General features: G+C 54.0%; 22 protein-coding genes. 18 read left to right on the top strand and 4 right to left on the bottom strand.

Features of this window, described 5'->3' with window-relative positions:
- Window positions 1–92: 92 nt before the first annotated feature.
- From MHH78_RS25245 to MHH78_RS25220, 6 genes are all read left to right on the top strand, one after another.
- Window positions 93–1,790, top strand: a complete 1,698-nt coding sequence (locus tag MHH78_RS25245; protein ID WP_341169197.1) for an extracellular solute-binding protein — start codon at window positions 93–95, stop codon at window positions 1,788–1,790.
- Window positions 1,787–2,677: an ABC transporter permease gene (locus MHH78_RS25240; protein WP_341169196.1), complete on the top strand. Its 891-nt coding sequence runs from the start codon at window positions 1,787–1,789 to the stop codon at window positions 2,675–2,677. Before MHH78_RS25245 ends, MHH78_RS25240 begins: the two co-directional genes overlap by 4 nt.
- A gap of 15 nt (window positions 2,678–2,692) precedes the next feature.
- Window positions 2,693–3,574: a carbohydrate ABC transporter permease gene (locus tag MHH78_RS25235; protein ID WP_341169195.1), complete on the top strand. Its 882-nt coding sequence runs from the start codon at window positions 2,693–2,695 to the stop codon at window positions 3,572–3,574.
- 124 nt (window positions 3,575–3,698) lie between these two features.
- Window positions 3,699–5,423 (top strand): sensor histidine kinase, encoded by a 1,725-nt coding sequence (locus tag MHH78_RS25230; RefSeq protein WP_341169194.1) that lies wholly within the window; start codon window positions 3,699–3,701, stop codon window positions 5,421–5,423.
- A gap of 214 nt (window positions 5,424–5,637) precedes the next feature.
- Window positions 5,638–8,721 carry a PAS domain S-box protein gene (locus tag MHH78_RS25225; RefSeq protein ID WP_341169193.1) on the top strand — a complete coding sequence of 1,028 codons (3,084 nt, stop codon included), beginning with the start codon at window positions 5,638–5,640 and terminating at the stop codon, window positions 8,719–8,721.
- A gap of 146 nt (window positions 8,722–8,867) precedes the next feature.
- Complete coding sequence (locus MHH78_RS25220) at window positions 8,868–9,263, top strand: NusG domain II-containing protein (RefSeq protein ID WP_036725293.1); 396 nt, start codon at window positions 8,868–8,870, stop codon at window positions 9,261–9,263.
- On the opposite strand, the gene MHH78_RS25215 is transcribed toward MHH78_RS25220, so the two are convergent.
- Genes MHH78_RS25215 through MHH78_RS25205 form a run of 3 tightly spaced genes read right to left on the bottom strand, consistent with a single transcriptional unit; the run spans window position 9,264 to window position 12,217 of the window.
- Entirely contained in the window at window positions 9,264–10,121 is an 858-nt protein-coding gene (locus tag MHH78_RS25215) for a TIGR03943 family putative permease subunit (RefSeq protein WP_341169192.1), read from the bottom strand.
- 37 nt (window positions 10,122–10,158) lie between these two features.
- Complete coding sequence (locus MHH78_RS25210; protein WP_341169191.1) at window positions 10,159–11,148, bottom strand: permease; 990 nt, start codon at window positions 11,146–11,148, stop codon at window positions 10,159–10,161.
- Between the two features lie 31 nt (window positions 11,149–11,179).
- Window positions 11,180–12,217 (bottom strand): CobW family GTP-binding protein, encoded by a 1,038-nt coding sequence (locus tag MHH78_RS25205; protein WP_076078373.1) that lies wholly within the window; start codon window positions 12,215–12,217, stop codon window positions 11,180–11,182.
- Window positions 12,218–12,444: 227 nt separating this feature from the next.
- Between MHH78_RS25205 and rpmG the strand changes: the two genes are divergently transcribed.
- The 7 genes from rpmG (at window position 12,445) to MHH78_RS25170 (ending at window position 18,174) form a co-directional block, all read left to right on the top strand.
- Complete coding sequence (rpmG, locus tag MHH78_RS25200; RefSeq protein ID WP_036725285.1) at window positions 12,445–12,594, top strand: 50S ribosomal protein L33; 150 nt, start codon at window positions 12,445–12,447, stop codon at window positions 12,592–12,594.
- A 48-nt stretch (window positions 12,595–12,642) separates the two neighbouring features.
- Window positions 12,643–13,851: a GTP-binding protein gene (locus tag MHH78_RS25195; protein WP_341169190.1), complete on the top strand. Its 1,209-nt coding sequence runs from the start codon at window positions 12,643–12,645 to the stop codon at window positions 13,849–13,851.
- 536 nt (window positions 13,852–14,387) lie between these two features.
- Window positions 14,388–15,095, top strand: coding sequence for a metal ABC transporter ATP-binding protein (locus MHH78_RS25190; protein ID WP_341169189.1), 708 nt, complete (start codon window positions 14,388–14,390; stop codon window positions 15,093–15,095).
- Window positions 15,047–15,907 carry a metal ABC transporter permease gene (locus MHH78_RS25185; protein ID WP_445668067.1) on the top strand — a complete coding sequence of 287 codons (861 nt, stop codon included), beginning with the start codon at window positions 15,047–15,049 and terminating at the stop codon, window positions 15,905–15,907. The genes MHH78_RS25190 and MHH78_RS25185 overlap by 49 nt, the downstream gene beginning before the upstream one ends.
- A complete protein-coding gene (locus MHH78_RS25180; RefSeq protein ID WP_341169188.1) occupies window positions 15,901–17,088 on the top strand; it encodes a metal ABC transporter substrate-binding protein in 1,188 nt (395 codons plus the stop codon). Before MHH78_RS25185 ends, MHH78_RS25180 begins: the two co-directional genes overlap by 7 nt.
- Window positions 17,089–17,109: 21 nt before the next feature.
- On the top strand, window positions 17,110–17,379 hold the full coding sequence (gene rpsN, locus MHH78_RS25175; protein ID WP_076078385.1) for a 30S ribosomal protein S14: 270 nt from the start codon (window positions 17,110–17,112) through the stop codon (window positions 17,377–17,379).
- 210 nt (window positions 17,380–17,589) lie between these two features.
- Complete coding sequence (locus MHH78_RS25170; RefSeq protein ID WP_341169187.1) at window positions 17,590–18,174, top strand: class I SAM-dependent methyltransferase; 585 nt, start codon at window positions 17,590–17,592, stop codon at window positions 18,172–18,174.
- A 116-nt stretch (window positions 18,175–18,290) separates the two neighbouring features.
- On the opposite strand, the gene MHH78_RS25165 is transcribed toward MHH78_RS25170, so the two are convergent.
- The gene (locus MHH78_RS25165; protein WP_036702276.1) at window positions 18,291–18,875 is read right to left on the bottom strand and encodes a helix-turn-helix domain-containing protein; all 585 of its coding nucleotides are present in this window, start codon (window positions 18,873–18,875) and stop codon (window positions 18,291–18,293) included.
- Window positions 18,876–19,074: 199 nt separating this feature from the next.
- On the opposite strand from MHH78_RS25165, the gene MHH78_RS25160 reads away from it, so the two are divergent.
- The 5 genes from MHH78_RS25160 (at window position 19,075) to racE (ending at window position 22,345) form a co-directional block, all read left to right on the top strand.
- On the top strand, window positions 19,075–19,362 hold the full coding sequence (locus MHH78_RS25160; RefSeq protein ID WP_036702274.1) for a Dabb family protein: 288 nt from the start codon (window positions 19,075–19,077) through the stop codon (window positions 19,360–19,362).
- A gap of 219 nt (window positions 19,363–19,581) precedes the next feature.
- Window positions 19,582–20,022, top strand: coding sequence for a DUF86 domain-containing protein (locus MHH78_RS25155; RefSeq protein WP_076078388.1), 441 nt, complete (start codon window positions 19,582–19,584; stop codon window positions 20,020–20,022).
- Window positions 20,023–20,068: 46 nt separating this feature from the next.
- Window positions 20,069–20,734 (top strand): helix-turn-helix transcriptional regulator, encoded by a 666-nt coding sequence (locus tag MHH78_RS25150; RefSeq protein WP_076078390.1) that lies wholly within the window; start codon window positions 20,069–20,071, stop codon window positions 20,732–20,734.
- Between the two features lie 98 nt (window positions 20,735–20,832).
- The gene (locus MHH78_RS25145; protein WP_341169186.1) at window positions 20,833–21,312 is read left to right on the top strand and encodes a YtxH domain-containing protein; all 480 of its coding nucleotides are present in this window, start codon (window positions 20,833–20,835) and stop codon (window positions 21,310–21,312) included.
- A 226-nt stretch (window positions 21,313–21,538) separates the two neighbouring features.
- Entirely contained in the window at window positions 21,539–22,345 is an 807-nt protein-coding gene (gene racE, locus MHH78_RS25140; protein WP_341169185.1) for a glutamate racemase, read from the top strand.
- Window positions 22,346–22,416 lie beyond the last annotated feature (71 nt).

The following is a 22,416-nucleotide window of genomic DNA, read 5'->3' as shown; positions in this document are numbered from 1 at the left end:
AAAGAATTTGGGATTTCGCTCCCTTCCAGGCTAATTTACAATTTAACTGTAAGCATGAAAGCGTTTTATAACAAAGTTTGGGAGGGGCATCTATGAGATTGAAGAAAATTCGTGTTATGGCCTTGCTGCTGTCCATGGTAATGGTGCTGGGAGTGCTGGCGGCCTGCGGCAGCAGTTCTGAGGAGGAAAAGGTTGCTGCCCCCGCCGGCAGTGAGTCCACGAATGCCGGAGGCAATGAACCATCCGCCACCGCCAAAGAGGACGATGGACCCTTCAGCAAATATGAAGAACCCGTTACCGTGTCTCTGGGGAGACAGGGCGTATCGGGGAATAACCTGCCGGCAGGAGATACGCTGGAGAATAACAAGTATCTGAAATATGTCGAGGACCGCCTGAATGTAAAGGTGAAATACGATTTCTCGGTGGAGGACCAGGATGCGTATAACCAGAAGGTTACCCTGGCGATCTCAAGCAATTCCCTGCCGGACATTCTGGTGGTGGATGAACAGCAGTTTAAGAGAATGGCCAAAGCGGGTATGCTGGCCGATCTGACCGAGTTATACGATCAATATGCCTCGCCGCTGATTAAGGATTATTACAACTCCTACACGGGAGACCGGGTGCTGAACACCGGAAGAATCGACGGCAAGCTGATGGCGCTGCCCAATACCAACATCGACGGCAATTATCAGCTCCTGTGGATACGCCAGGATTGGCTGAACAAGCTGAAGCTTGAGACGCCCCGTACCATGGATGAAGTGAAGACTGTGATTAAGGCGTTCAAGGAGCAGGACCCTGACGGTAACGGGAAAGCGGATACCGTTGGTCTGCTTGGCGATAAAAGTGTGGTCGCAGACGGCGGCTTCTTCACCTTCGATCCGATCTTCAATGCCAATCATGCCTATCCGAAGAATTGGTTCAAGGATGAGGGAGGAAACATCATCTACGGCTCCACGACTCCAGAGACCAAGCAGGCGCTCTCTGAGCTGAGAGAGATGTACGCGGACGGGTTGATTGACAAAGAGTTCTTGACCCGGAAATACGAGGATAATGCCGGGCTGGTGTCAAGCGGCCGGGCCGGTATCCTGTTTGCCCCCTGGTTCGGAGGCTGGGCGTTGTCTGATGCGGTGAAGCCCAACCCGGAAGCGGATTGGGTGCCGCTGGCTGTGCCGCTGGACGGAGACGGCAAACGGAATATCGTGCCATCCACGCCGTCGGGAACCTTCATGGTGGTGAACAAGAAGGCGGAGCATCCCGAAGCCGCCTTGAAAATGCTCAGCGTGGAGTATGAAGGCATCCGCCTGATTGATCCGGCAGCGCAGGAGCTGTATAAGGATCTGGGTGTAGGCTGGCTCAATTATCCGATTAATGTGCAGTTGGATTATCAGGATTCCCTGGCACGCGATGTGCCGATCTATGAGAAGGCGATTAAGGATAAGAAGCTGGACGATCTGCCGGCCCGCATCCTGCCGAGAGTCAAGGCGGTCTTGAAGAATAATGAAAATCCGAAAAAGGATATTCCCGCTTATGCCGATTCACTGGCCTTCTATACTGCCGCTTCTATCACCGGAGCAAAAGAAATTGTGAAGGTGGAGCCTGTGTTCTACGGCAAGACAGAAGCGATGCTTAAAAAGGGAGCCAATCTGGAAAAACTCGAAAACGAGACCTTTTTGAAAATCATTACCGGCACTTCTCCCCTTGAAGAATTCGACAAGTTCGTGGAGACCTGGAAGAGCATCGGAGGGGAAGAAATCACCAAAGAGGTTGCTGAGGCAGTTGAGTCACCATGAGAAGCAGAGCTTCTATCTGGAATTACCACCTGATGCTGCTCCCCGGCATATTGCTGCTCATAGCATTCAGTGTAGTTCCGATGTTCGGAATCGTGATTGCCTTTCAGGACTTTCAGCCTACACTGGGCATCTTCCACTCGGAATGGGTGGGCTGGGAGAATTTTGAGTATATGTTCAGCCTGCCGGACAGCAGGCTGATTCTCGGAAACACCCTGAGCATTGCACTGATGAAAATCATTGCCGGATTGACCGTTCCCTTTGTATTTGCACTGCTGTTCCATGAAGTGGCGAATATTAAATTCAAGCGTACCATCCAAACGATTGTGTACCTGCCCCATTTTATGTCCTGGGTCATACTCTCAGGGGTGCTGATTAACCTGCTCAGTCTGGACGGCATTATCAATCAGATGATCCAGTGGTTCGGCGGCGATCCGATTATGTTCCTTCAGAGCAATCACTGGTTCCGCTTTGTGATCGTATCGAGCGATGTATGGAAGGAATTCGGCTTCAATACGATCATCTATATCGCTGCCCTGACTTCAATCAACACCAATCTGTATGAAGCAGCCGCCATTGACGGAGCAAACCGGTTCCAGCGGTTAAACAATATTACGATTCCGGGTCTGATGACCACGGTGATTCTGCTGGCGACCTTAAGCCTCGGCAATGTGCTGAATGCGGGCTTCGAGCAGATTCTCAACCTGTATAATCCGATTGTCTATGAGTCGGGGGATATCATTGATACTTATGTATACCGTTCAGGATTGCTTGAAATCCAGTATGGACTGGCAACAGCTGTAGGCCTGCTCAAATCGGTCGTAAGCTTTGTGCTGATTGCCGCTTCCTATGGTCTGGCTGCCCGGTTTGCCAACTACCGTATTTTCTGACAGAGGTGATTTGCTGTGATCCGTGGAACCAGCCGGACTGTTGATATTGTGATTTATTGTATTCTAACCGTGATTGCTTTTCTCTCCTTGGCCCCTGTACTGAATACCTTGGCTATTTCGTTCAGCGGCAAGGTGGCGGCCATGTCGGGTCAGGTCTTCTTCTGGCCGGTTGATTTCAATCTGGAGGCCTATAAGTCGGTCATCAGTGACCGGAGCTTCTTCACTTCCTTTGGCGTATCTGTGAAAAGGGTACTGCTCGGAGGAGCCATCAATCTGCTGGTTACGGTGCTGATGGCCTATCCTTTATCCAAATCGAACAAACATTTTCCGGGCAGAAATATCTATATGTGGTTCGTTATCTTCTGTATGCTGTTCAACGGCGGGTTGATCCCGTGGTATATGACGATCAATACGTACGGGCTGCTCGATTCCATCTGGGCGCTTGTGCTGCCTACCGCCGTTCCGGTATTTAATGTGATTCTGCTGATGAACTTCTTCAAGGGCGTTCCGAAGGAGCTGGAGGAGGCTGCCGGGATGGACGGGGCGGGGGCGTGGAGAACGCTGGTGACGATTTTTATCCCCATCTCCCTGCCCTCACTGGCAACAGTCACCCTGTTCTCGGTCGTCGGTCACTGGAATGCGTTTTTTGACGGGATGATCCTGATGAACCACAAGGAGAACTGGCCGCTGCAAACGTATATCCAGCAATTGATTATCAGCGTGAATTCGATCATGAACACCACCGATCCGGAAGAGATCAAGCGTCTGTCGAATATGTCGAGCCAGCTGCTCAATGCGGCCAAGGTGATGGTCTCGATGATCCCGATCATGCTGATCTATCCGTTTCTGCAGCGGTATTTCGTCAGCGGAATCGTGCTCGGCGCCGTCAAAGAGTAAGCGTAAACTGCATGTAAGCGGGTGTCCTGTAAGCCGGAAACGGCTGGGGACACCCCTTTGTTGTTTCGGGGCAGGACTCATGCGGCGGGCCGCCGCTTTTACAGATTGTTATTTGCCGGGGGCAATGCTACGTTATAAGGAAAAGAGGCTTAAGACAGGAGGGGTAGATCTGGAGCGCTGGGGCCGGTTCATCAGGAATTTAAGAATTAAACATAAGCTGTTTGTCTCTTATTTACTAGTTATCATTATTCCGCTAAGTGTGCTTGGCTGGTATTCGTATGATCAATCCAGGAGTCTGCTTGTTCAGCAGGCCCGGCTGACCTTAACCGACAATGTGTCGGAGATCGCCGCCAATCTGGATTATAAGTTCGGCAAGCTCAATGCCGCGCTGGACTCGTTCACCTTCAACTCCAGTGTAGTGTCCGTCTTCAACAATGATTACTCGGACAATTATTACTATATGTACAATGATCTGAACACCATCGTGGAGCCGCTGTTCAATACGCTTCTGTTCCTGAACGAAGAGATCCGCCAGCTGACGGTGTATACAGGGAACAACATCACGGAACGGAAGAATACAATTCTGCCGATTAGCACCGTATCCGGGAAGCCCTGGTATGAAGCGGCGATGGCCAGCGGCCAGACGCATTGGATCAAGGAGGGTACGGCCTTGTCCGCAGTGCGTAGGATGGTGGGCGGCTCGGGAACGCAGTATGACAACCTGATCTACTTAGGCTTTGACAGCAAGGATATGTTTGCGGGTCTGACCAATGTGGTCTCCGGTGAGTACGGCGTCCTGGTCGAGAATGGAGCGGGGGAGCCTGTGTATGACTATCACAACGGGCTGCCGTCCTTTGAATCGGCTAAGGCAGCGGAAGAGCGCGCGAGCGATTTCATCGTGATCTCCCAGGCGCTTGGCGTGACGGGGTGGAAGCTTGTCTTTTATATGCCCAAGAACTCGATCGGTGTCGATGCCAAGACGATTCTCCGCGCCACCATGCTCACGGTCGGGATTTGCCTGCTGATTCTGGTGCCTGCGGTCTGGCTGTTGTCGAATGCATTCGTGAGAAGGATCTACCGTCTGAACCGCACGATGAAAAGGGTGACCCGAGGGGACCTGCATGTGGATATTGTGGTCGATTCCAATGATGAGATCGGCGAGCTGACCTCGCGGTTCAAGGATATGCTGCAAAGTCTGAATGAGCTGTTCAATGAAGTCTACCGCAGCAAGGTTGTGCAGAAGGACGCGGAGCTGAAAGCGCTTCAGGCTCAGATCAATCCGCATTTTCTCTATAACTCCCTGTCGCTGATCAACTGGAAGGCTATAAGCATTAAAGCGTATGACATCAGTAAAATTACCACAACCCTCTCCAAATTTTACCGGACGACCCTGAACAGAGGGCAGGATGTCATCAGCGTTCAGGATGAACTGGAGAATACGAAATCTTATATTGATCTGCAGCTGATTATGCATGACCACAGCTTCGATGTAGTGTACGAGGTGGACCCGGAGGTGCTGGGCTACCATATGATCAAGCTGATTATGCAGCCGATTGTAGAGAATGCGATTGAGCACGGCGTGGACAACAAGCGGGAGGGGCGCGGCAGGATCAGCCTGCGGGCTTGCTTCGAGGAAGATACGATTGTATTCAGCATTGAAGACAACGGTCCGGGAATGACTCAGGAGACGATGGATACGGTATTAAGCAGGCAATCCAAATCGTATGGACTGTTCAACGCCCAGGAGAGAATCCGGATTTATTTTGGCGAGGCGTACGGGATCACGATCCACAGCGAAATCGGCCAGGGCACAACAGTGGCGGTGAGAATTCCCAGAAGGGCCAAGTAACGAATTCAGGAGACTGGATTAACCCATAATCAACGCCTTGATGTCATGAAAGTGACCAGGGCGTTTTTTTTGTATGTGGATATGCTCGTTTCCAGCGGCATGCTTACCCTGTGTATCTTCATTAGCGGGACTTTAGGTCTGGAGCATAATTTCCGAAAAAAAGGTATAATGTTACTAAATTATGTCCCCCATTTTCTCAGAGGAGGCTCTAGCTTTGTCCGACACTCTATTTAAGCACTTGTACTTGCGGTCCTCAATAGGATATGCGGCAGTAGCCATTACGGATGGTACTATGCTCATGGCCAACCCTGCGCTCTGCGGGATGTTGGGATACACTGAGACCGAACTCAAGGAGCTGCGTTACCAGGATATCGTCTTTCCGGATGAAGGGGCTACCCTGGATCACGGGCAGATTATGAATGCTTTAATAAACAGTCCTGATATGGCTGTAGATACCGACAAGCGGTTCGTACATAAGAATGGTGAGATGCTCTGGGTTGCCCTGCATCTTTTTCTGATCATTGATGAACAGACTGGAAGTCCCTCCCATTTGGTTGCGGAGATGACGGATATTACCGCGCGCAAGCTGGCGGAGAAGAAGATAGAGGAGGATCGCCAGCTCTTCGAGCTGATTACGGAGCACACCCCGGACATGATCTCATTCGCCGATCCCGATGGAACGCTGCGCTACGTCTCCCCGTCAGTCGAAACGTTGCTCGGCTACCCGGCAAGTGAGATGATCGGCCGCAACAAAACGGATTATTACCATGAAGCGGATGCGCTGGAAATGACCGAGCCGGGCAAGCTCTACTCTGACAGTGACACCTTTACACGCAGGGTCAGGCATAAGGACGGCCATTATCTTTGGACACAGAGCTCCTTCCAGGTGGTGCGGAATCGTGAAGGCGAAGTGCGGCAGATCCTGACGATTGCCCATGACATCACCGAGCGGAAGAAGGTTGAAGATATGCTGGCTGCTGCGCAGGAGTTAGGACAAATGGGCTCCTGGGAGTGGAATTCCGTATATGATCAGCTGATCGTCTCCAGCCAGCTGATGGCTATCTTTGAATTAGGCGGGAATTGCGGAAATCATACCGTGGTCCATTATACTCAATTGCTTGACTGTGTAGTGCCGGAGGACCTGGACAGATTGCGCGAAGAGCTGCATTATACGCTGAAGTCCGGGGCTAAGGGTGAGGCGATTTTCAGAGTGAAGGGCAGCGAGGAACGTAAGTCTATCTACGCACACTGGGAGGTAATCCTGGATGCCTCCGGCAAGGTTCAGTTGATCCGCGGGATGGTGCAGGATGTGACCGAGCGCGAGCGGATGGAGGAGCAGCTCCGTGAGAGCGAGAACCGGTATAAGTCGCTTTTCGAATATAACCCGTCTGCCATCAGTGCCATGGATCTTCAGGGATACATACAGTCAATGAATGCCAGTCTGGAGCAGCTGACAGGATACAGCAGGGAGACCATGATGCATTCCAGTTACTGTGAGATTATTGAAGAGGATGAGCTGGAGCATGTGAATATGCGGTTTCTGGCGGCAGCCGGAGGCATGGCCCAGACCTTCGATACCCGGGTGATCCGTCACGACGGCGAGAGGGTGGAGGTAGGGATGATTTATGTCCCTATGCTCATTGATTCTGAAGTGGTCGGCGTATTCGCCATTACCAGTGATATTACAGAGCCTAAGCGCTATCTGGAGCAGATTGAGAAGCTTAGCTATGAGCATGCGCTGATCCTGAACTCCGTGTCTGAGGGGATTTTTGGCATGAATCTGGAGGGGGAGACTGTATTTATCAACCCCGCTGCGTCGGTCATGCTCGGATATAACCCGGGTGAGCTGGCCGGCAATATCAAGCTGCATACGATAGCGCAGACCTGGATGGACGGCGAGCTGTATCCCGGAGGACACCGGACGCTGGCGGAGCTGCTGAAGACCAACCTCTCTTATGAGCAGGAGCAGGAAGGGATCTTCTGGCGTCAGGATGGCTCCAGCTTCCTGGTCAAATACCGGATGACAGCATTGTATGATAACGGAGAGCACAAGGGGGCGGTGGTTGTTTTCCGGGATATCACTGAGGAGAAGGCTGTGGAGCGTGCCAAGGAATCTGCGGAGAAGGCTGACCGGGCCAAGTCGGAGTTCCTGGCAATTATGAGCCACGAGCTGCGTACGCCGATGAATGGAATTATCGGGATGGCCGATCTCCTGTCGGGAACAGAGCTTACGGAGGAACAGCAGTATTACACCCAGATTATCAATAAAAGCGGTGCCGCGCTGGTACATATTCTCAACGAGGTGCTGGATTTCAGCAAAATTGAATCCGGCATGATGACGCTGGATCTGCAGCCGGTCGATATCCGGCAGGTCGTTCAGAACGTCTGTGAACTATTCTATCCCCGTATCCAGGAGAAAGGGCTGGTTCTGCGCAGCCATATTGAGCCCGATATTCCGGTTGTTGTCATCACCGACGAGACCAGGCTGAGGCAGGTGCTGGTGAATCTCGTCGGCAATGCGGTCAAGTTCACGGAAGAAGGCGAGGTCAGCGTCTGCGTGAAGCTGGAGGCTGCCGGGGAGCCAGGCTCGCTGATTCTGAGGTTCTCGGTAACCGATACCGGTATAGGCATTCCGCAGGGCAGCCAGAACCTGTTATTCCAGTCCTTTTCCCAGCTGGACCCTTCGATCAACCGCAAGTACGGCGGGACGGGACTGGGTCTGGCGATCAGCAAGAAGCTGGTGGAGCTGCTGGACGGCGCCATCGGTGTGAACAGCGTCGAAGGAGAAGGCTCGGAGTTCTACTTCACCATCGGCGTGATGTATTCGGTGGAGGAGCAGGGCCAAGCGCTGCTGGCAGGAGTTGCTGCCACTCAGGAGTATAAGGGCGGAATCTTCAATCTGGATTATCCCGAGGGTCAATACGGGCCGTTGTCCATTCTTATCGCGGAGGATCATCCGGTGAATCAGCAGATCCTGCAGACTTTTCTCAAAAAGCGCGGCTACACCTCTGACCTTGCAGTGAACGGCGAGCAGGCGGTAGAAGCTGTACGGTCCCGGCACTATGATCTGGTGTTCATGGATATTCAGATGCCGGGCATGGACGGGATTGAAGCCACCCGGCAGATCCGCGAGGCGATGGGGCTGTCCCCGGTGATTATTGCCGCTACTGCCTTTGCCCGCAAGGAAGATGAAGAGATGTGCCTCCGGGCAGGGATGCAGGACTTTATTCCCAAGCCGATCCGTGGAGATGAGCTGGACAGAGTGCTGAGGGAATGGTCCGGCAGCATCCGCAGATAGTCTAGTAATATAAAAGGCCGGATAGTTGGCAGGCAAAGCTAGCGCTATTCACGTTGACAGCTTTCCCTTGTCTGCATTACTATTATATAAATCGTAAACATTACGAATATATAACGGTAAGCGAAAGGGTCAATAGAGTGAAAACGATGAAGCGCGGAGATTTCCTGCTGATTCTCATTGTATTGCTGGCCGCCGGTTCCATCTACGGCTACAAGTGGTTCTCTAACCACAATCATCCGTATAAGCAAGGGGAGCTGGAGGCCGTAATCACCGTGAACGGCAAAGCTTACAAGACTGTCCAGCTGACCAAGGAAGAGCAGATTATTGATATCCGCACCCGATATGGTCATAACACGCTGAAGGTATACGATTATGGTATTCAGATGACCTATTCGGATGCTCCGCTGACCATTGCGCTGGACATGGGATTCATCTCCCGGCCGAAACAGCAGATTATCTGTATTCCGGCCCGTCTCCTGGTGGAAATCTCGAACCCTGAGTCTTCGCTGGAGGATGACGACGCGCTGGATGCGGTCATCTAGTCAAGGCTGCAGCTCTGTCCATGCCGCTGCGGCATCGGCGTTCGTGTACACATAAGGTGTGGACGGTGCTGACACTGCGGTTATGCTCTGCGGAGCGATCTGCAGAGTCTCTACGCCCTCATGGGACGTCACATGAAGCTTGCCCCGAACCTCAATCCAGGTATCGGCGGGCAGGCTTATTTGTGTACCCGGTGCAAGAAGAATGCCGAATGGGGTGGCATCTGCCGTACAACATTGGACCAGGAAGCGGCTGACTGCGTAGCCGGATTGGCCGGACCCTTGCGGCTCACGGTACAGGAAGCCTGATACAGAGATCTCCTTACCCTCGAATTGCGATTTGTACAGGTTAAGGGTGCCCAGCGTTTCCGAGAAAATCTCAGGGAACACAGGGATGACGGGCTGCCTGTAGAGCTGGGCGGCCAGCTCTGCAAATTCAGCCTCATAAGGGTTGGCCGGAGTGAACCTTCCCCCGTTGCCGGACTCAACGGCAGTGTAAGACAGGGCAAGGCCCTTCTTGGCCGCTGCGGCACTGCCGAGTGCCCGGTCGGGCAGCAGGAACCCGAGCAACAACGGGAGCAGGAACAGGCTGTACAGCGCAGAGCTGCCCAGGAATGAACGGGGCAGGCGGTGCTCGCAGTCGCACAGGGCAGAGCTTCTGCCAAGCACAGCTTGGAGCCCGAGGCTGAGCGCCATCAGGGAGAGCGGAACCGGGCATAACCGGATCCAGCGGGCCAGCTTAGGAGCAACATAATAATGGAGGGCATCCTGCTGGACCAGATGTCCGATATAGAGGGCGAAGGCGAGCAGAATAACCGCCCTGAGTACATAGTGAAACCGGATGCTTCCGGAGCTATTCATGCAGATCCTCCTCCAGATATTCGGAATTTCAGGGCAGCTACAGCCAGAATGAAGCGAGCACGGAGCCGGTGAAGACGGCCGCGGCAATGAGGAAGAACAGGTACAGGGCAAATCGGGTTTTGAACAGCGCGAGCAGCATCAGGGCGTTCTTGAAATCGAGCATCGGTCCCAGCACCATGAAGGCGAGCAGCGCCCCGGCCGGGAAGGTATGCAGGAAGGTGGACGCAACGAAGGCGTCGGAGGTAGAGCAGAGCGAGAGTGCGAAGGCCAGTCCCATCATGAACACGTAGGAGCCGAGCGGACGGTCACCAATGGCGGACAGGCTGCTCTGATTCATGAAGGTCTGGATTCCCGCAGTCAGCAGACAGCCGATGATCAGGAATTTGCCCATCTCAAAAAATTCATCCGACGTATGCACCAGGATCGCCGCCGCCCGGCCCCCGCGTAGTGTGTCATGCAGCTCTTCGCTTCCCTCCCGGCGGATGGACAGGCGCAGCGGCGATCTGCGGACGGTGCCGTAGATGATCAGACCAATGCATGCCGCTACGGCAAAAGCCAGTCCCATCCGGGTGTAGGCCAGCTCCGGATGGGAGCGGAAGGCTGTCAGGGTGGCCCCGTAAACGACCGGATTGAGGATCGGACCGGACAGAATGAACACGATGGCAACGTAGAGCGGCATACCCTTATGCATGAGGCGGCGGACCAGCGGAATCATCCCGCATTCACAGACGGGGAAGAGGATTCCGAGCAGGCAGCCGAAGAGAATAGCCGGAAGCGCGCGGCGCGGAATCCAACGTGAGATCAGCTCGTCCGGCACGAAGACGCGGAGCAGGGAGGAGAGCAGCGCGCCCAGCAGGACAAACGGCAAGGCCTCCAGCAGGATGCCGAGGAATGCGGTTTTGAACGTGTCGACATAGCCGCTATCCAGCAGGCTTAGGTGACCGGGCAGCCATAGGCTGCCCGCTGTCAGCAGAAAAGCGGCGGAAAAGAGCAGCGGCAATATTTTGAACGGAGTAATGGTTGTCAAAGGTTCATCGGCTCCTTCCCGCAGAGGGTTCTTAACTGAATAAGGCCGCCCAGCTGCGGCTGATTGCCTTCTCGTCCAGATTCAGACCGATGCAGACGATATAAGGCTGGCCCGGGTAGCTTGATGCCTCCCAGGAAATACGGTTACCCGCGAGCTGCACCAATTGCACGGACTCCCGGCCTGCCAGTCGTACATGGCCCTTGGCCCGGAGCAGACTGTAGCCCCATTGCCGCAAAAATTGCTCCAGCTCCTCCTGACGGAGGCTCCCGGTCCATGCCGGGGGAACGGTTAACGTCACTGCTGCCACTTGGGAAAAAGAGCCGTCCGTTTCGGATTCAGGCTCATGTACTGCCGCCATGCTGCCGCCGCTCCTACTGCCCGTGTTCATCCGCTGGAGGGTGGCGCCGCTGATATTGCCGGGACCGCGCCGGGGAGCAGAGCCCTTAAATTCGCGTACGGCGATGCCTGTCAGCAGCGGGGCGAGATTAATCTGGCTGTAGTGGGTGAATACAATCTCGGATTCCGAATTTTGCTTGTAGACCATCTTCTCAATCTTCCACAGAGTCTCCGGTTCTACCAGATCGCTTTTGTTGACGATGATGAGATCAGCGGTGGTGATCTGCTTGCGCAGGGTGCGGACGAGCTGCTTGTCGGACGAGAAGCGGCTGCTGTACTCCAGTGCATTCTCGGCATCCAGCAGCGTAATGGCGTGGTGCAACTGCAGCCGGTCTGCCAGCGCTGGTGCCAGCAGCGACTTCGCGATCTCGTCCGGGTCAGCTACCCCTGTAAGCTCGATGTAGATGATATCCGGGCGGCGCATTAGCAGGGCGGTCAGGCTGCGCGGCAGCTCCTCCTTGCGGCTGCAGCAGATGCAGCCGTCCAGCAGCTTTTCCACACTTGTGCCGGTACTCTCCTGCAGGATATAGCCGTCCACATCTTTTGCGCCCAGCTCATTCATGATTACGCCCGGGTTCAGCCCTCTGCGCTGGCTCTCCTTCAGCAGACTCAGCAGCAGGGTTGTCTTTCCGCTCCCCAGAAATCCGCTCAGTATAATCACAGGTATCTTCATGGCTCACTCTCCCGCTCCAATAGTACCGTCCCCATAAGAAGGCGGCCAAGCCGCTTCCGCTTGTAATTCCATCTATACGTCAAGCTTATTCAGGAAAGAACACTAATCTAAGAGAGAATCTAAGAGAGCCCAAAAGTTCCTGGACAGCTGTTGACAGCGGAGGGCGGGAGCGTGTAGAATGTGTAAATCGTAATTATTACGATTAAATAGAAGGGAGCTTGATTGAAATGAGAGTAATCGTTACTTTGGCCTGTACGGAGACGGGCGACCGCAACTATACCACCACGAAGAATAAGAGAACGACACCGGAACGCTTGGAGATGAGAAAATATTGCCCGCGCCTGAAGCGTGTCACACTGCACCGGGAGACCCGCTAAGCTGCGGAGTGTTTCTAGCATGAAAATATAAAGTACAAGGAGAATACAATGGATAAAATTCCTGTAACAGTGCTAAGCGGATATCTTGGCTCCGGTAAGACTACACTGCTTAATCATATTCTGCATAACCGTGAGGGCCTGAAGGTGGCCGTGATCGTCAATGATATGAGTGAAGTGAATGTGGATGCGAATCTGGTGAAATCCGGCAGCAGCCTCTCCCGCACCGAGGAGAAGCTGGTCGAGATGTCCAATGGCTGCATCTGCTGCACCCTGCGCGATGACCTGCTGCGCGAAGTGAATCATCTCGCCTCGGAGGGGCGCTTCGATTACATTCTGATCGAATCCTCCGGCATCAGCGAGCCGGTCCCGGTGGCTCAGACCTTCACTTACCCGAACCCGGAGCTGGATATCGACCTGACGGAGCTGGCCCGGCTGGACACGATGGTTACGGTGGTCGATGCCAACCGCTTCTGGCATGATTTCGCCTCGGACGACAGTCTGCTGGACCGCAATATGACGGCGGGCGAAGACGACTTCCGGGATATCGTCGATCTGCTGATTGATCAGATCGAGACCTGTGATGTGCTGCTGCTCAACAAGTGTGATCTCGTGGAGGAGGTAGAGCTGAACAAGCTGGAGGCCGTTCTGCGCAGTCTTCAGCCGCGCGCGAAGATCATCCGTACGGTGAACGCACAAGTGGAGCTATCCGAGATTCTGAATACGGGATTATTCGATTTCGAACAGACCAGCCAGTCGTCCGGCTGGATCGCAGAGCTTGCCAAGGAGGAACACACACCGGAGACTGAGGAATATGGTATCACCTCCTTCGTCTACCGCCGGAGAGCACCATTCCACCCGCAACGGCTGAGCTTCTTCTTCAGTAACTGGCCCTCTGAGGTTGTCCGGGCAAAAGGGCTGGTCTGGCTGGCAGCCAGCGGTGATCTGGCAGCGACCATCAGCCAGGCAGGGCCGTCGATCCAGTTCGGTCCCGCCGGTTATTGGCTGGCTACCCTGCCGGAGGAGCAGCAGCAGGAAGTGCTGGCTGCGGAACCGGATGTGCTGGCGAAGTGGGACGGGCAGTGGGGAGACCGGCTGAATGAGATCGTCTTCATCGGAGTTCAGATGAACCGTGAGGATATCGAAGCCCGCCTGGACCGCTGCCTGCTGACCGCAGAGGAGATGAAGCAGGACTGGACGGCATTCAACAATCCGCTTCCTTGGCCTGTCGAGGAGCTGCTTGCGGCGGGGCAGGAATAGCTGCTTCTGTAAATGATAGTCTGCAAAGCCGGAATCTATTGTGTGGATTCCGGCTTTGTGCTGTATAGGGATTAGGCGCTACGAAGGCACGTGGGGCAAATGCGAATGTATGCGGAAAACCGAACACAATTTGTAGTGCGAAGGCTAGTGGGGCATTCATGCTGGCGCGGGTGGACATAGACCGAGTCGGTGCGCCCCCAATGGCTTGAATTTTGATGTTTTGCCGCACGCAGGTTCGGATCGAACAAGGTTAATCAGTGCGATTACGATTAATTTGTTGATTTGGGTTTACAAATCGTAATGATTACGATAATATCAATGAAGTTGAAACATAATCGTAAATATTACGAATAATAATCAATACTTAGTTTGTTTAATCCGTGGAATAGGGTTGGGCCGAATTACAAGTGTCTAACAATAGACGCGGCAGTAACTACGGCAGCAGCCGTAGGACCAAGCACGGGATCGAGCACGGAATCAGGTACGGGAGCGTGATGGCAGCTCCACATCGTGCCGGAAAGAGAGGGGGAGGAACGATGATTTTGTCATCCATCAGGGATGTGGTGTTCGGTTACGGGGATGAGCCGGTCATTGACCGCTTGTCGCTGGATCTGGAGGCCGGACAGTTCATTGGGATTACCGGACCGAACGGGGCAGCGAAGACCACGCTGCTGAAGCTGATGTTGGGCCTGCTGAAGCCCTGGAGCGGAACGGTTACGCTGAACCGGGAAATTACCGGAGGGGGCAGGCTTACAATCGGGTATGTGCCGCAGCAGGTAGCCTCCTTCAATGCCGGATTTCCGAGCAAGGTGATTGAGCTGGTCCGTTCCGGCTGTTATTCAGGGCTGGGATTGTTCCGCCGCTTCACTAAGGAACAGGAGGCGCTCGTCGAGAGCAGCCTGCGGCAGGTGGAGATGTGGAAGTACCGTAACCGGAGAATCGGTGAGCTGTCTGGCGGGCAGAAGCAGCGGATCTGCATCGCCCGCGCGCTGGCCCAGCAGCCGCAGGTGCTGGTACTGGATGAGCCGGTAACCGGGATGGATGCTGCCAGCCGCACCGGATTCTATGAGCTGATGCGGCATTATGTCAGCCGCCACGGCCGGACCGTCATTATGGTTACACACGGCCTGGAAGAGACAAGTTCCTATCTGGATACCGTGATTACGCTGGAACGCAAGGAGCAGGAGGGCTGGACATGCTTGGTTACGAATTCATGCAACGCGCATTTTGGGCAGGAGGCCTGATCGGGCTGATTGGACCCTTGCTGGGAGTCTACCTGATGCTGCGCAGGCAGGTACTGATGGCCGATACGCTGTCTCATGTCTCCCTTGCCGGAGTAGCACTAGGTTCCGTACTGGGATGGAATCCTGCTCTGAGCGGCTTCGCTGTAGCTATAGCAGGAGGGCTGATTATTGAACAGCTGCGCCGCTCTTACCGTACATACAGCGAGCTTCCGGTTGCTATTATTATGACCTCCGGCCTGGCGCTGGCCGTTGTGCTGATGAGCCTGAAGCAGAATCTGACCAAGAGCTTCAGCTCCTATCTGTTCGGCTCCATCGTTGCCGTAAGTGATACTCAGCTTAAACTGATCGCCGTGGTGGCTGCAGCCGGTCTTCTCTATTTCATCATTCTGCGGCGCCCATTGTACAGCCTAACCTTCGACGAAGAGACGGCCGTTATCAGCGGTGTCCGTACCGGGTGGTTGTCCTTCTCATTCGCCGTCCTAACCGGCATGACCGTTGCCGCAGCGATGCCAGTGGTGGGTGTGCTGCTCGTATCCGCTCTGATTGTGCTGCCCGCTTCTATAGCGCTGCGGATTGCATCGGGCTTCACGGCAGCCATAATGATCTCCGTCAGTGTGGGGCTGACCGGTGTGTTCAGCGGGCTTACAGCCTCCTACTATATCAACACGCCTCCAGGAGGCACGATTGCACTCATTCTGCTGGTATTTCTGCTAGCTGCCATTACCGTACAGAGGCTGATCCGGTTGCAAAGCCGCCGGAGCCTGTATTCCTCCAAAGCCAATGAAGAAAAGGGGTCTCAGAACATATGTTGAAATTCAAATCCATAGCAATATCCAATTCGAGTGCAAAGTCCACATTCACATTCAGAATCCGTCAGCTTGCCGCCTTGTCCCTGACCGCCATGCTGGTGATCTCCGGCTGCGGCAACAACACTGCGACGAAAGCCGCTTCAACCAGCAGTCCGGCGGCTTCACCATCGGCTGCGGCCGAAGCTTCATCTGTACCCGCAGCGGATAAATTGAACATTAAGGTTAGCTTTTACCCGATGTACGAATTCACGAAAAGCATTACCGGCGACCTTGCCAATGTGGAGGTGCTGGTCCCGCCCGGAGTCGAGCCGCATGACTGGGAACCGACTGCAAAGGATATGGCTGATATTTCGGATGCAGATGTGCTTGTCTATAATGGCGCAGGCATGGAGGGCTGGGTGCAGCAGATTGTGGACGGTGCTGCCGGAAGTGATCTGATTACGATAGAGGCGAGTAAAGGACTCCAGGTTATTGAAGGAACAGAGCACGAACACGAACATGAACACGAACACAGCCATGAAGAGGAAGCTACGGCTGAAGCAGACCACGATCACGACCATGACCATCAACATGATGAGTCCGCAACTGAAGGAAGCGGTCACGACCATTCCCATAATGATTCCTCTGCCGGTGAAGCAGACCATGACCACGACCATGGCGGTCTCGATCCGCATGTCTGGCTGGACCCGGTGATGGCTATCAAGGAGGTCCGCACCATTGAAGCAGCACTCTCCGCAGCTTTTCCAGGGAATGCAGCCGCCTTCCGCGCTAACAGCGATGCTTATATTGCCAAGCTGGAGAAGCTGGATCAGGATTTCAGAGCCGGGCTTCAGAACACGAAGCGTAAGGACTTTATTACCCAGCATGCCGCCTTTGGTTATCTGGCACAGCAATATGGCTTGACTCAGGTGCCGATTGCCGGGTTGTCACCGGAGCAGGAGCCGTCTGCTGCACAGATGGCCAAGATTGTGGAGTTCGCCAAGGCGAATAAGGTGACTACGATCTTTTTCGAGACCTTGGTCTCCTCCAGTGTCGCCGATACTATTGCCCAGGAAATAGGAGCCAAGACTGCTGTGCTGAATCCAATCGAAGGATTAACAGAGGAAGACGCTGCGCATAATCTCGATTACCTGAGTCTGATGCGGCAGAATCTTGAAGCGCTGATCCAGGCGTTGAACGAATAAGAACGAAGGAGCTGATCTATAGTGGCCAAGAAGTCAAAGGTTGTGAAGGAACAGAAGCGGCAGGAGCTGGTGGCGAAGTACGCTGACAAGCGCAGAGAGCTGAAGGCGGCGGGCGATGTGATGGCACTGCAGAAGCTGCCTAGGGATTCCTCAGCCACCCGTCAAAAAAACAGATGCAGCGTGTCCGGCAGACCGCGTGGCTATCTGAGTACATTCAAGATATCCCGGATCGTCTTCCGGGAGCTGGCGCATAAGGGGCAAATTCCCGGCGTTACCAAGTCCAGCTGGTAGGCTGTTAACTTCATAGATGCTATAACGTTAAGACGGCTGATCTCTCTGGTCTACAGGAGCCAGCCGTTTTGCTGTGTTCATAGACTTTGCCGGATCTGGCAGAGTGGACTATGATAGAGAAGAGGGGACAGCTATATAGATACATAATCTGAATAGGAAAGAAGGAGCTGCATGACCGGGTATTGGAGTAAGAGATTTGCGCAGGAGGGAATGATCTGGGGGAGTGAGCCTAGCCTGTCGGCAGAATGGGCGAAGCGGAAATTTCAGGAGGCAGGAGTATCGTCCGTGCTTGTTCCGGGTGCCGGGTATGGGCGGAATACCAAGGTGTTCTCTGCTGATTTTACAGTATACGGTATAGAATTAAGTGAACCGGCGCTTGAGCTGGGCGCAGCATGGGACCCGAGAACTAGCTTTATTGCAGGCTCGGCGCTGGAGCGTCAGCTGGGGCAGCCTGTGGATGCCGTATACTGCTATGATGTTCTGCATTTATTCCTCGCCGGGGACCGCCGCAGGCTGATTGAAGCGAGTCTCAGTCAGGTCAAGACTGGAGGGCTGCTCTATTTCACCAGCTTCTCCGATGAAGACCCCCATAACGGCTGCGGACGAGAGCTGGAGACGGGCACCTTTGAATATAAAGAGGATAAATATGCCCACTTCTTCAGCGATGCCGATTTGCGGGAGCATTTTGCCGGGACGGAGATTCTGGAGACAGGTTCATTTACCGAGTCGTTGCAGAACCCGCAGGGCGGGACTCATGAATACATACTAAGAACGATCCTTGCGATCAAACGGTAACTGCCTTCTGCGAAAGAAACGTCAACATGGCCCCTCCCTGCGGCGAGAAGGACCTTACTGTGAACCTGATGCTGTGCGTGTTCCCACTTCTTCCTGCAGCTTCCTATTAATGAAGGTTAATGCAGCTCGCAGTCGGCGAACAGGATATGCCGCGGAATGCGGAAGAAATTCTCGGCCTTCTCCTGCAGGGCCAGGGTAGGCAGATGGCAGTGGTGCAGCCACTTGCGGAAGGTGCCGGGATGGACGCCGATCCAGATGCTGACATCGGTTACCGAGAAATCATACACCATGCAGAGTCCGGTCAGAATCGCGTTGTGCTGCGGTGAATGGGCGAGCGTTCTTTTCATGAAACGGGATGGGGTCGGCTGGCACACAATCGGACTTTGCCGCAGAAGAGCTTCATTGAACAGGATATGGGGCGGATAGCCTAAATGGCGGCAGACCTTGTCCAGATTGGTTCTGGAGGGAATGCGTCCTTCATATACCCATGCGCTTACGCTGCGTGAGGAGACGGAGAGCTCTTCTGCGAGACGGGAGAGCTTCATGTCCTTGGCCATCAGGATGGCCAGCAGAACGCGGTTGCGGATCTGGCTGCGTTTGGGGCGGCGAAATCTTTTAACCCGTACGCCTTGTCCAAGATATTTGCGGTTGATCAGAGACCAGGCCTGAATTTTATGTGTTTCTTGCTGATTTTTAGCCATAATACCTCCGGGTGTACTGATTTAATGAAGTGACGGATCATCTAGTTTAGCTGTTATGACTTTACCATTTCATCACGGCATTCGTCCAGAGTGCAAAGCTCCTGTTTTGGCCATGAACCAAGATTGTTTCAGTAATGCTGCAGTTTATGATATATTTTGAGTAATCAATTTCACATTAATCAGGCTGGGAGCGGGATAGATGATCAAGCATATTGTTTTCTTCAAATTAAAGGACCGGTCCCCGGACAAGGTCGCAGAGACTGTTGCAGTCCTCCGTAATATGGAAGGAAGAATTCCGCAGCTGCTGTCCATTGAAGTCGGGGCCGATCTGATTCACTCGGAGCGTTCGTTCGATATCGCCCTGGTCACGGTTGTGGCCTCGATGGAGGATCTGCAGGCGTATCAGGTGCATCCGGCTCACAAGGAAGTCATTGCCCATATCAACGAGGTCAAGGAGCTGTCGGTAGCGGTCGATTACGAGATCTGAGACTGTACGTACTTGCAAGGCTGGAACCCATTAAGCACAGAAAGCGGTGAGCGGAATGCGTGAGCTTGAGTATCCGATGGAAGCATTGACGTATCTGATTGTTTTTATGGCGGCGTGTGTCGTGATGGTGTTCTGGCTGAAGCGCCGGGGCAGGCGGGGGAAATAACGGCAGTTCATGTTAAGGAAGATCACTAAATACCGCAGGGTGGAGGGTCAGCTGTGTATTATGTCAACCGGAAGCAAATAGAAGTTATTCTTGAACAGATCCCTGATCTTAATGAAGGTCTAGCACATGCAGCTTCTTCCTGGGACGGCAGTACGCTCTTGGGTCTGGTGCAGGAACGGTGCTTACATCTGGCCGTTGAAGTCGTGACGGATGTGGGCAGCTGTCTGATTGACGGGTTCATTATGCGTGATGCCGGAAGCTACGAGGATATTATATCTATTATCCATGAGGAAAAGGTGCTGGGAGACAGCGGGATCTACGAGGATCTGACCTCGCTGGTCGCCTTGCGCAAGCCGCTGGTTCAGGATTATTTCGTGTGGGAACGCAAAGAGCTGCACCCCATGACCCGGACGCTGCCGGATATTCTGGAGAAGTTCGCCTGCGAGGTGCGCAGGTATCTGGATCAGGAGCTGGGCAGCGGGGTCACGGGCTAGCTGAGCCGGGGCTGTGTGCATACAGACAGAAAGGAGGTCGTCCTTTATGGCGAAGAAGAGTCAGGAGAGCGGTTCAACCCGGCGGATGATTATGACGCTGCTGAAGATGAGAGGTCCGCTGACGATCAGCGCTCTTGCCGAGGAATTGGGAATTACCGAGATGGGTGTCCGCCGCCATGTACTTCAGCTGGAGCAGGAGTCGCTTGCCAAGACCAAGGTTGTGCGCCAGGCCATGGGACGTCCGATGCATGTATATTCGCTTACCGAGCGGGCGGAGGATCATTTTCCCAAAAGCTATCACAATCTGGCGCTGGAGCTGCTGCGGGAGCTGGACCACGGGAGCGGGGCGGATGCGGTCAATATGCTGTTTGAAGGCCGCAAGCGGCGGATGCTTGCCCAGTACAGTTCGATGATGAAGAGCGGTGATCTGGAGGAGCGGGTTGCGGAGCTGTCAACCATTCAGAATGCCGGGGGCTATATGGCGGAGTGGAGCAAGGAAGAGGACGGCTCATACACACTGAGGGAGTATAATTGTCCCATTCGTCAGGTGGCTACCCAGTACCGCAAGGCCTGCCAGTGTGAGCAGCATTTGTTCGAGGAGCTGCTGGAAGCGAAGGTGACACGCAGTGAGTGTATGGCGGAAGGCGGCCAATGCTGCCGGTATGCTATCACGCCGAACCCCGAGCAGAAAACTTCCGAAATCAAGGGCTGAACAGTCACAGGACATCCTCTCTATGCTTATGATATAGCAGAAATAGGCGATCGCCCGGGTGGCCGGGCAGAGGCACTTAGAATCCAAAGGAGAGATTGATGATGAAAAAAGATAACAAAAGCTTGCTCTGGGGCGTACTCGCCGGCAGTATTGTGGGATCGGTGACAGCGCTGCTGTTCGCTCCTAAGCCGGGTAAGGAGCTGCGCAAGGATATTGCCGAAGGCACAACGGAAGCTGTGGATAAGGTTCAGGTTATTGCCGGCCAGGCCGGCGAGAAAACCACAGAGATCTACGGTAGGGCCAAAGAAGCTGTAGTCTCGGTGGTAAGCGAAGTCAAGGAATGGAGCAAATCCGTCAAGGATGCGGTGGAAGAAGCAGATGTAGCTACTGTAAGCGGCATTGCGGAGCAGGCTGTGGAAGTTACCGATGCAGTGGAAGCCGTGCGTGACGAGGTGGCTGCATATGAGGCTGCTGAAGAAGCGGCAGTGGTGGAGGCTGAGATCGAAGCTGTGACCGGTACAGATGCTGCTGTAGCGGAAGCTATCGAGGATGGCAAAACCGCAGGGAAGCTGTCCTAAGCTTGATATAAAAGGTTTGGAGCCGTTTTCCGCTGCACAGGCGGGAGGCGGCTTTTGCGTGTGGCGGCATGCTTCGGGTGAGTCTGCATTATGCCTCCGCTTTTCTTCCCTACTTGAACTGTACCGGCAAATGGGGTAATATCTGCAATTGGGGCTGAAATCCTGGTACACATTATTCCAGCCTTACATAAGCTACACAAAACGAGTTAAAGGATGCGGTGTGTTCGTGCAGCAGGCAATAGCAATATTAGATTCAGGCGTAGGAGGATTGACCGTAGTCAAGGAAGTGATGCGACAGCTCCCCCGGGAGAAAATCATCTATTTCGGCGACACGGCAAGAGCCCCGTACGGACCCCGTTCCACTGAGGAAGTGAAATTGTTCACTGAACAAATCGTGGACTATTTAATTCAATTTAATCCTAAAATGATCGTCATTGCTTGCAATACAGCAACGGCAGCAGCGCTTGATTATATCTCCGCCAAGGTAGCCATTCCTGTGATCGGAGTCATTCACCCCGGTGCCCGCGCCGCCATCAGCGCATCCAAGAGCGGACAGGTCGGCGTGATCGGCACCATCGGCACGATTACAAGCGGTGCCTATACGGCGGCGCTGAAGCAGTTGTCTCCCTTTGTTCAGGTGGTCAGCCAAGCCTGCCCGGCGCTTGTGCCCTTCGTAGAGCAAGGGTTATTCCGCTCGGAGGAGAGCCATCTGGCGGTGGCCGAATCACTGAACGGCATCAAGTACGAGCCGATCGATACACTGATTCTCGGCTGCACTCATTATCCGTTCCTGGTGGAGCCAATCGGCAGGGTGATGGGACCCGGCGTCAAGCTGATCAGCTCGGCGGATGAGACGGCCCGGGAGATCAGCACCATCCTCTACGATAAAGGCCAGCTGGCGCGCGGGGATGAGAGTCCGATTCACCAGTTCTTCTGCAGCGGAGATGCGGAAATCTTCCAGCGGATTGCCCGGGACTGGCTGGGCGAGCAGATCAGCCGGACGCCGGTAGTATGGCAAGTATCTACTCTGTAGGATAAGAGCATTGCAGCGGCGAACTGAATAGGGACAAACCCCCGAGTTGCTACATTTCCACATGACCCGCT

The sequence above is a fragment of the Paenibacillus sp. FSL H3-0333 genome (genome assembly GCF_038002805.1).
GTDB classification, from domain to species: domain Bacteria; phylum Bacillota; class Bacilli; order Paenibacillales; family Paenibacillaceae; genus Paenibacillus_AQ; species Paenibacillus_AQ silagei.
Note: the sequence above shows the minus strand (reverse complement) of the source record. Positions and strands in the feature narration are given on the sequence as shown.

Coding starts and splice junctions, on each gene's coding strand:
- MHH78_RS25245 (WP_341169197.1), top strand. CDS start 93: ATGAGATTGAAGAAAATTCGTGTTATGGCCTTGCTGCTGTCCATGGTA.
- MHH78_RS25240 (WP_341169196.1), top strand. CDS start 1,787: ATGAGAAGCAGAGCTTCTATCTGGAATTACCACCTGATGCTGCTCCCC.
- MHH78_RS25230 (WP_341169194.1), top strand. CDS start 3,699: ATGCTACGTTATAAGGAAAAGAGGCTTAAGACAGGAGGGGTAGATCTG.
- MHH78_RS25220 (WP_036725293.1), top strand. CDS start 8,868: ATGAAGCGCGGAGATTTCCTGCTGATTCTCATTGTATTGCTGGCCGCC.
- MHH78_RS25215 (WP_341169192.1), bottom strand. CDS start 10,121: ATGAATAGCTCCGGAAGCATCCGGTTTCACTATGTACTCAGGGCGGTT.
- MHH78_RS25205 (WP_076078373.1), bottom strand. CDS start 12,217: ATGAAGATACCTGTGATTATACTGAGCGGATTTCTGGGGAGCGGAAAG.
- rpmG (WP_036725285.1), top strand. CDS start 12,445: ATGAGAGTAATCGTTACTTTGGCCTGTACGGAGACGGGCGACCGCAAC.
- MHH78_RS25195 (WP_341169190.1), top strand. CDS start 12,643: ATGGATAAAATTCCTGTAACAGTGCTAAGCGGATATCTTGGCTCCGGT.
- MHH78_RS25190 (WP_341169189.1), top strand. CDS start 14,388: ATGATTTTGTCATCCATCAGGGATGTGGTGTTCGGTTACGGGGATGAG.
- MHH78_RS25185 (WP_445668067.1), top strand. CDS start 15,047: ATGCTTGGTTACGAATTCATGCAACGCGCATTTTGGGCAGGAGGCCTG.
- MHH78_RS25180 (WP_341169188.1), top strand. CDS start 15,901: ATGTTGAAATTCAAATCCATAGCAATATCCAATTCGAGTGCAAAGTCC.
- MHH78_RS25170 (WP_341169187.1), top strand. CDS start 17,590: ATGATCTGGGGGAGTGAGCCTAGCCTGTCGGCAGAATGGGCGAAGCGG.
- MHH78_RS25165 (WP_036702276.1), bottom strand. CDS start 18,875: ATGGCTAAAAATCAGCAAGAAACACATAAAATTCAGGCCTGGTCTCTG.
- MHH78_RS25160 (WP_036702274.1), top strand. CDS start 19,075: ATGATCAAGCATATTGTTTTCTTCAAATTAAAGGACCGGTCCCCGGAC.
- MHH78_RS25150 (WP_076078390.1), top strand. CDS start 20,069: ATGGCGAAGAAGAGTCAGGAGAGCGGTTCAACCCGGCGGATGATTATG.
- MHH78_RS25145 (WP_341169186.1), top strand. CDS start 20,833: ATGATGAAAAAAGATAACAAAAGCTTGCTCTGGGGCGTACTCGCCGGC.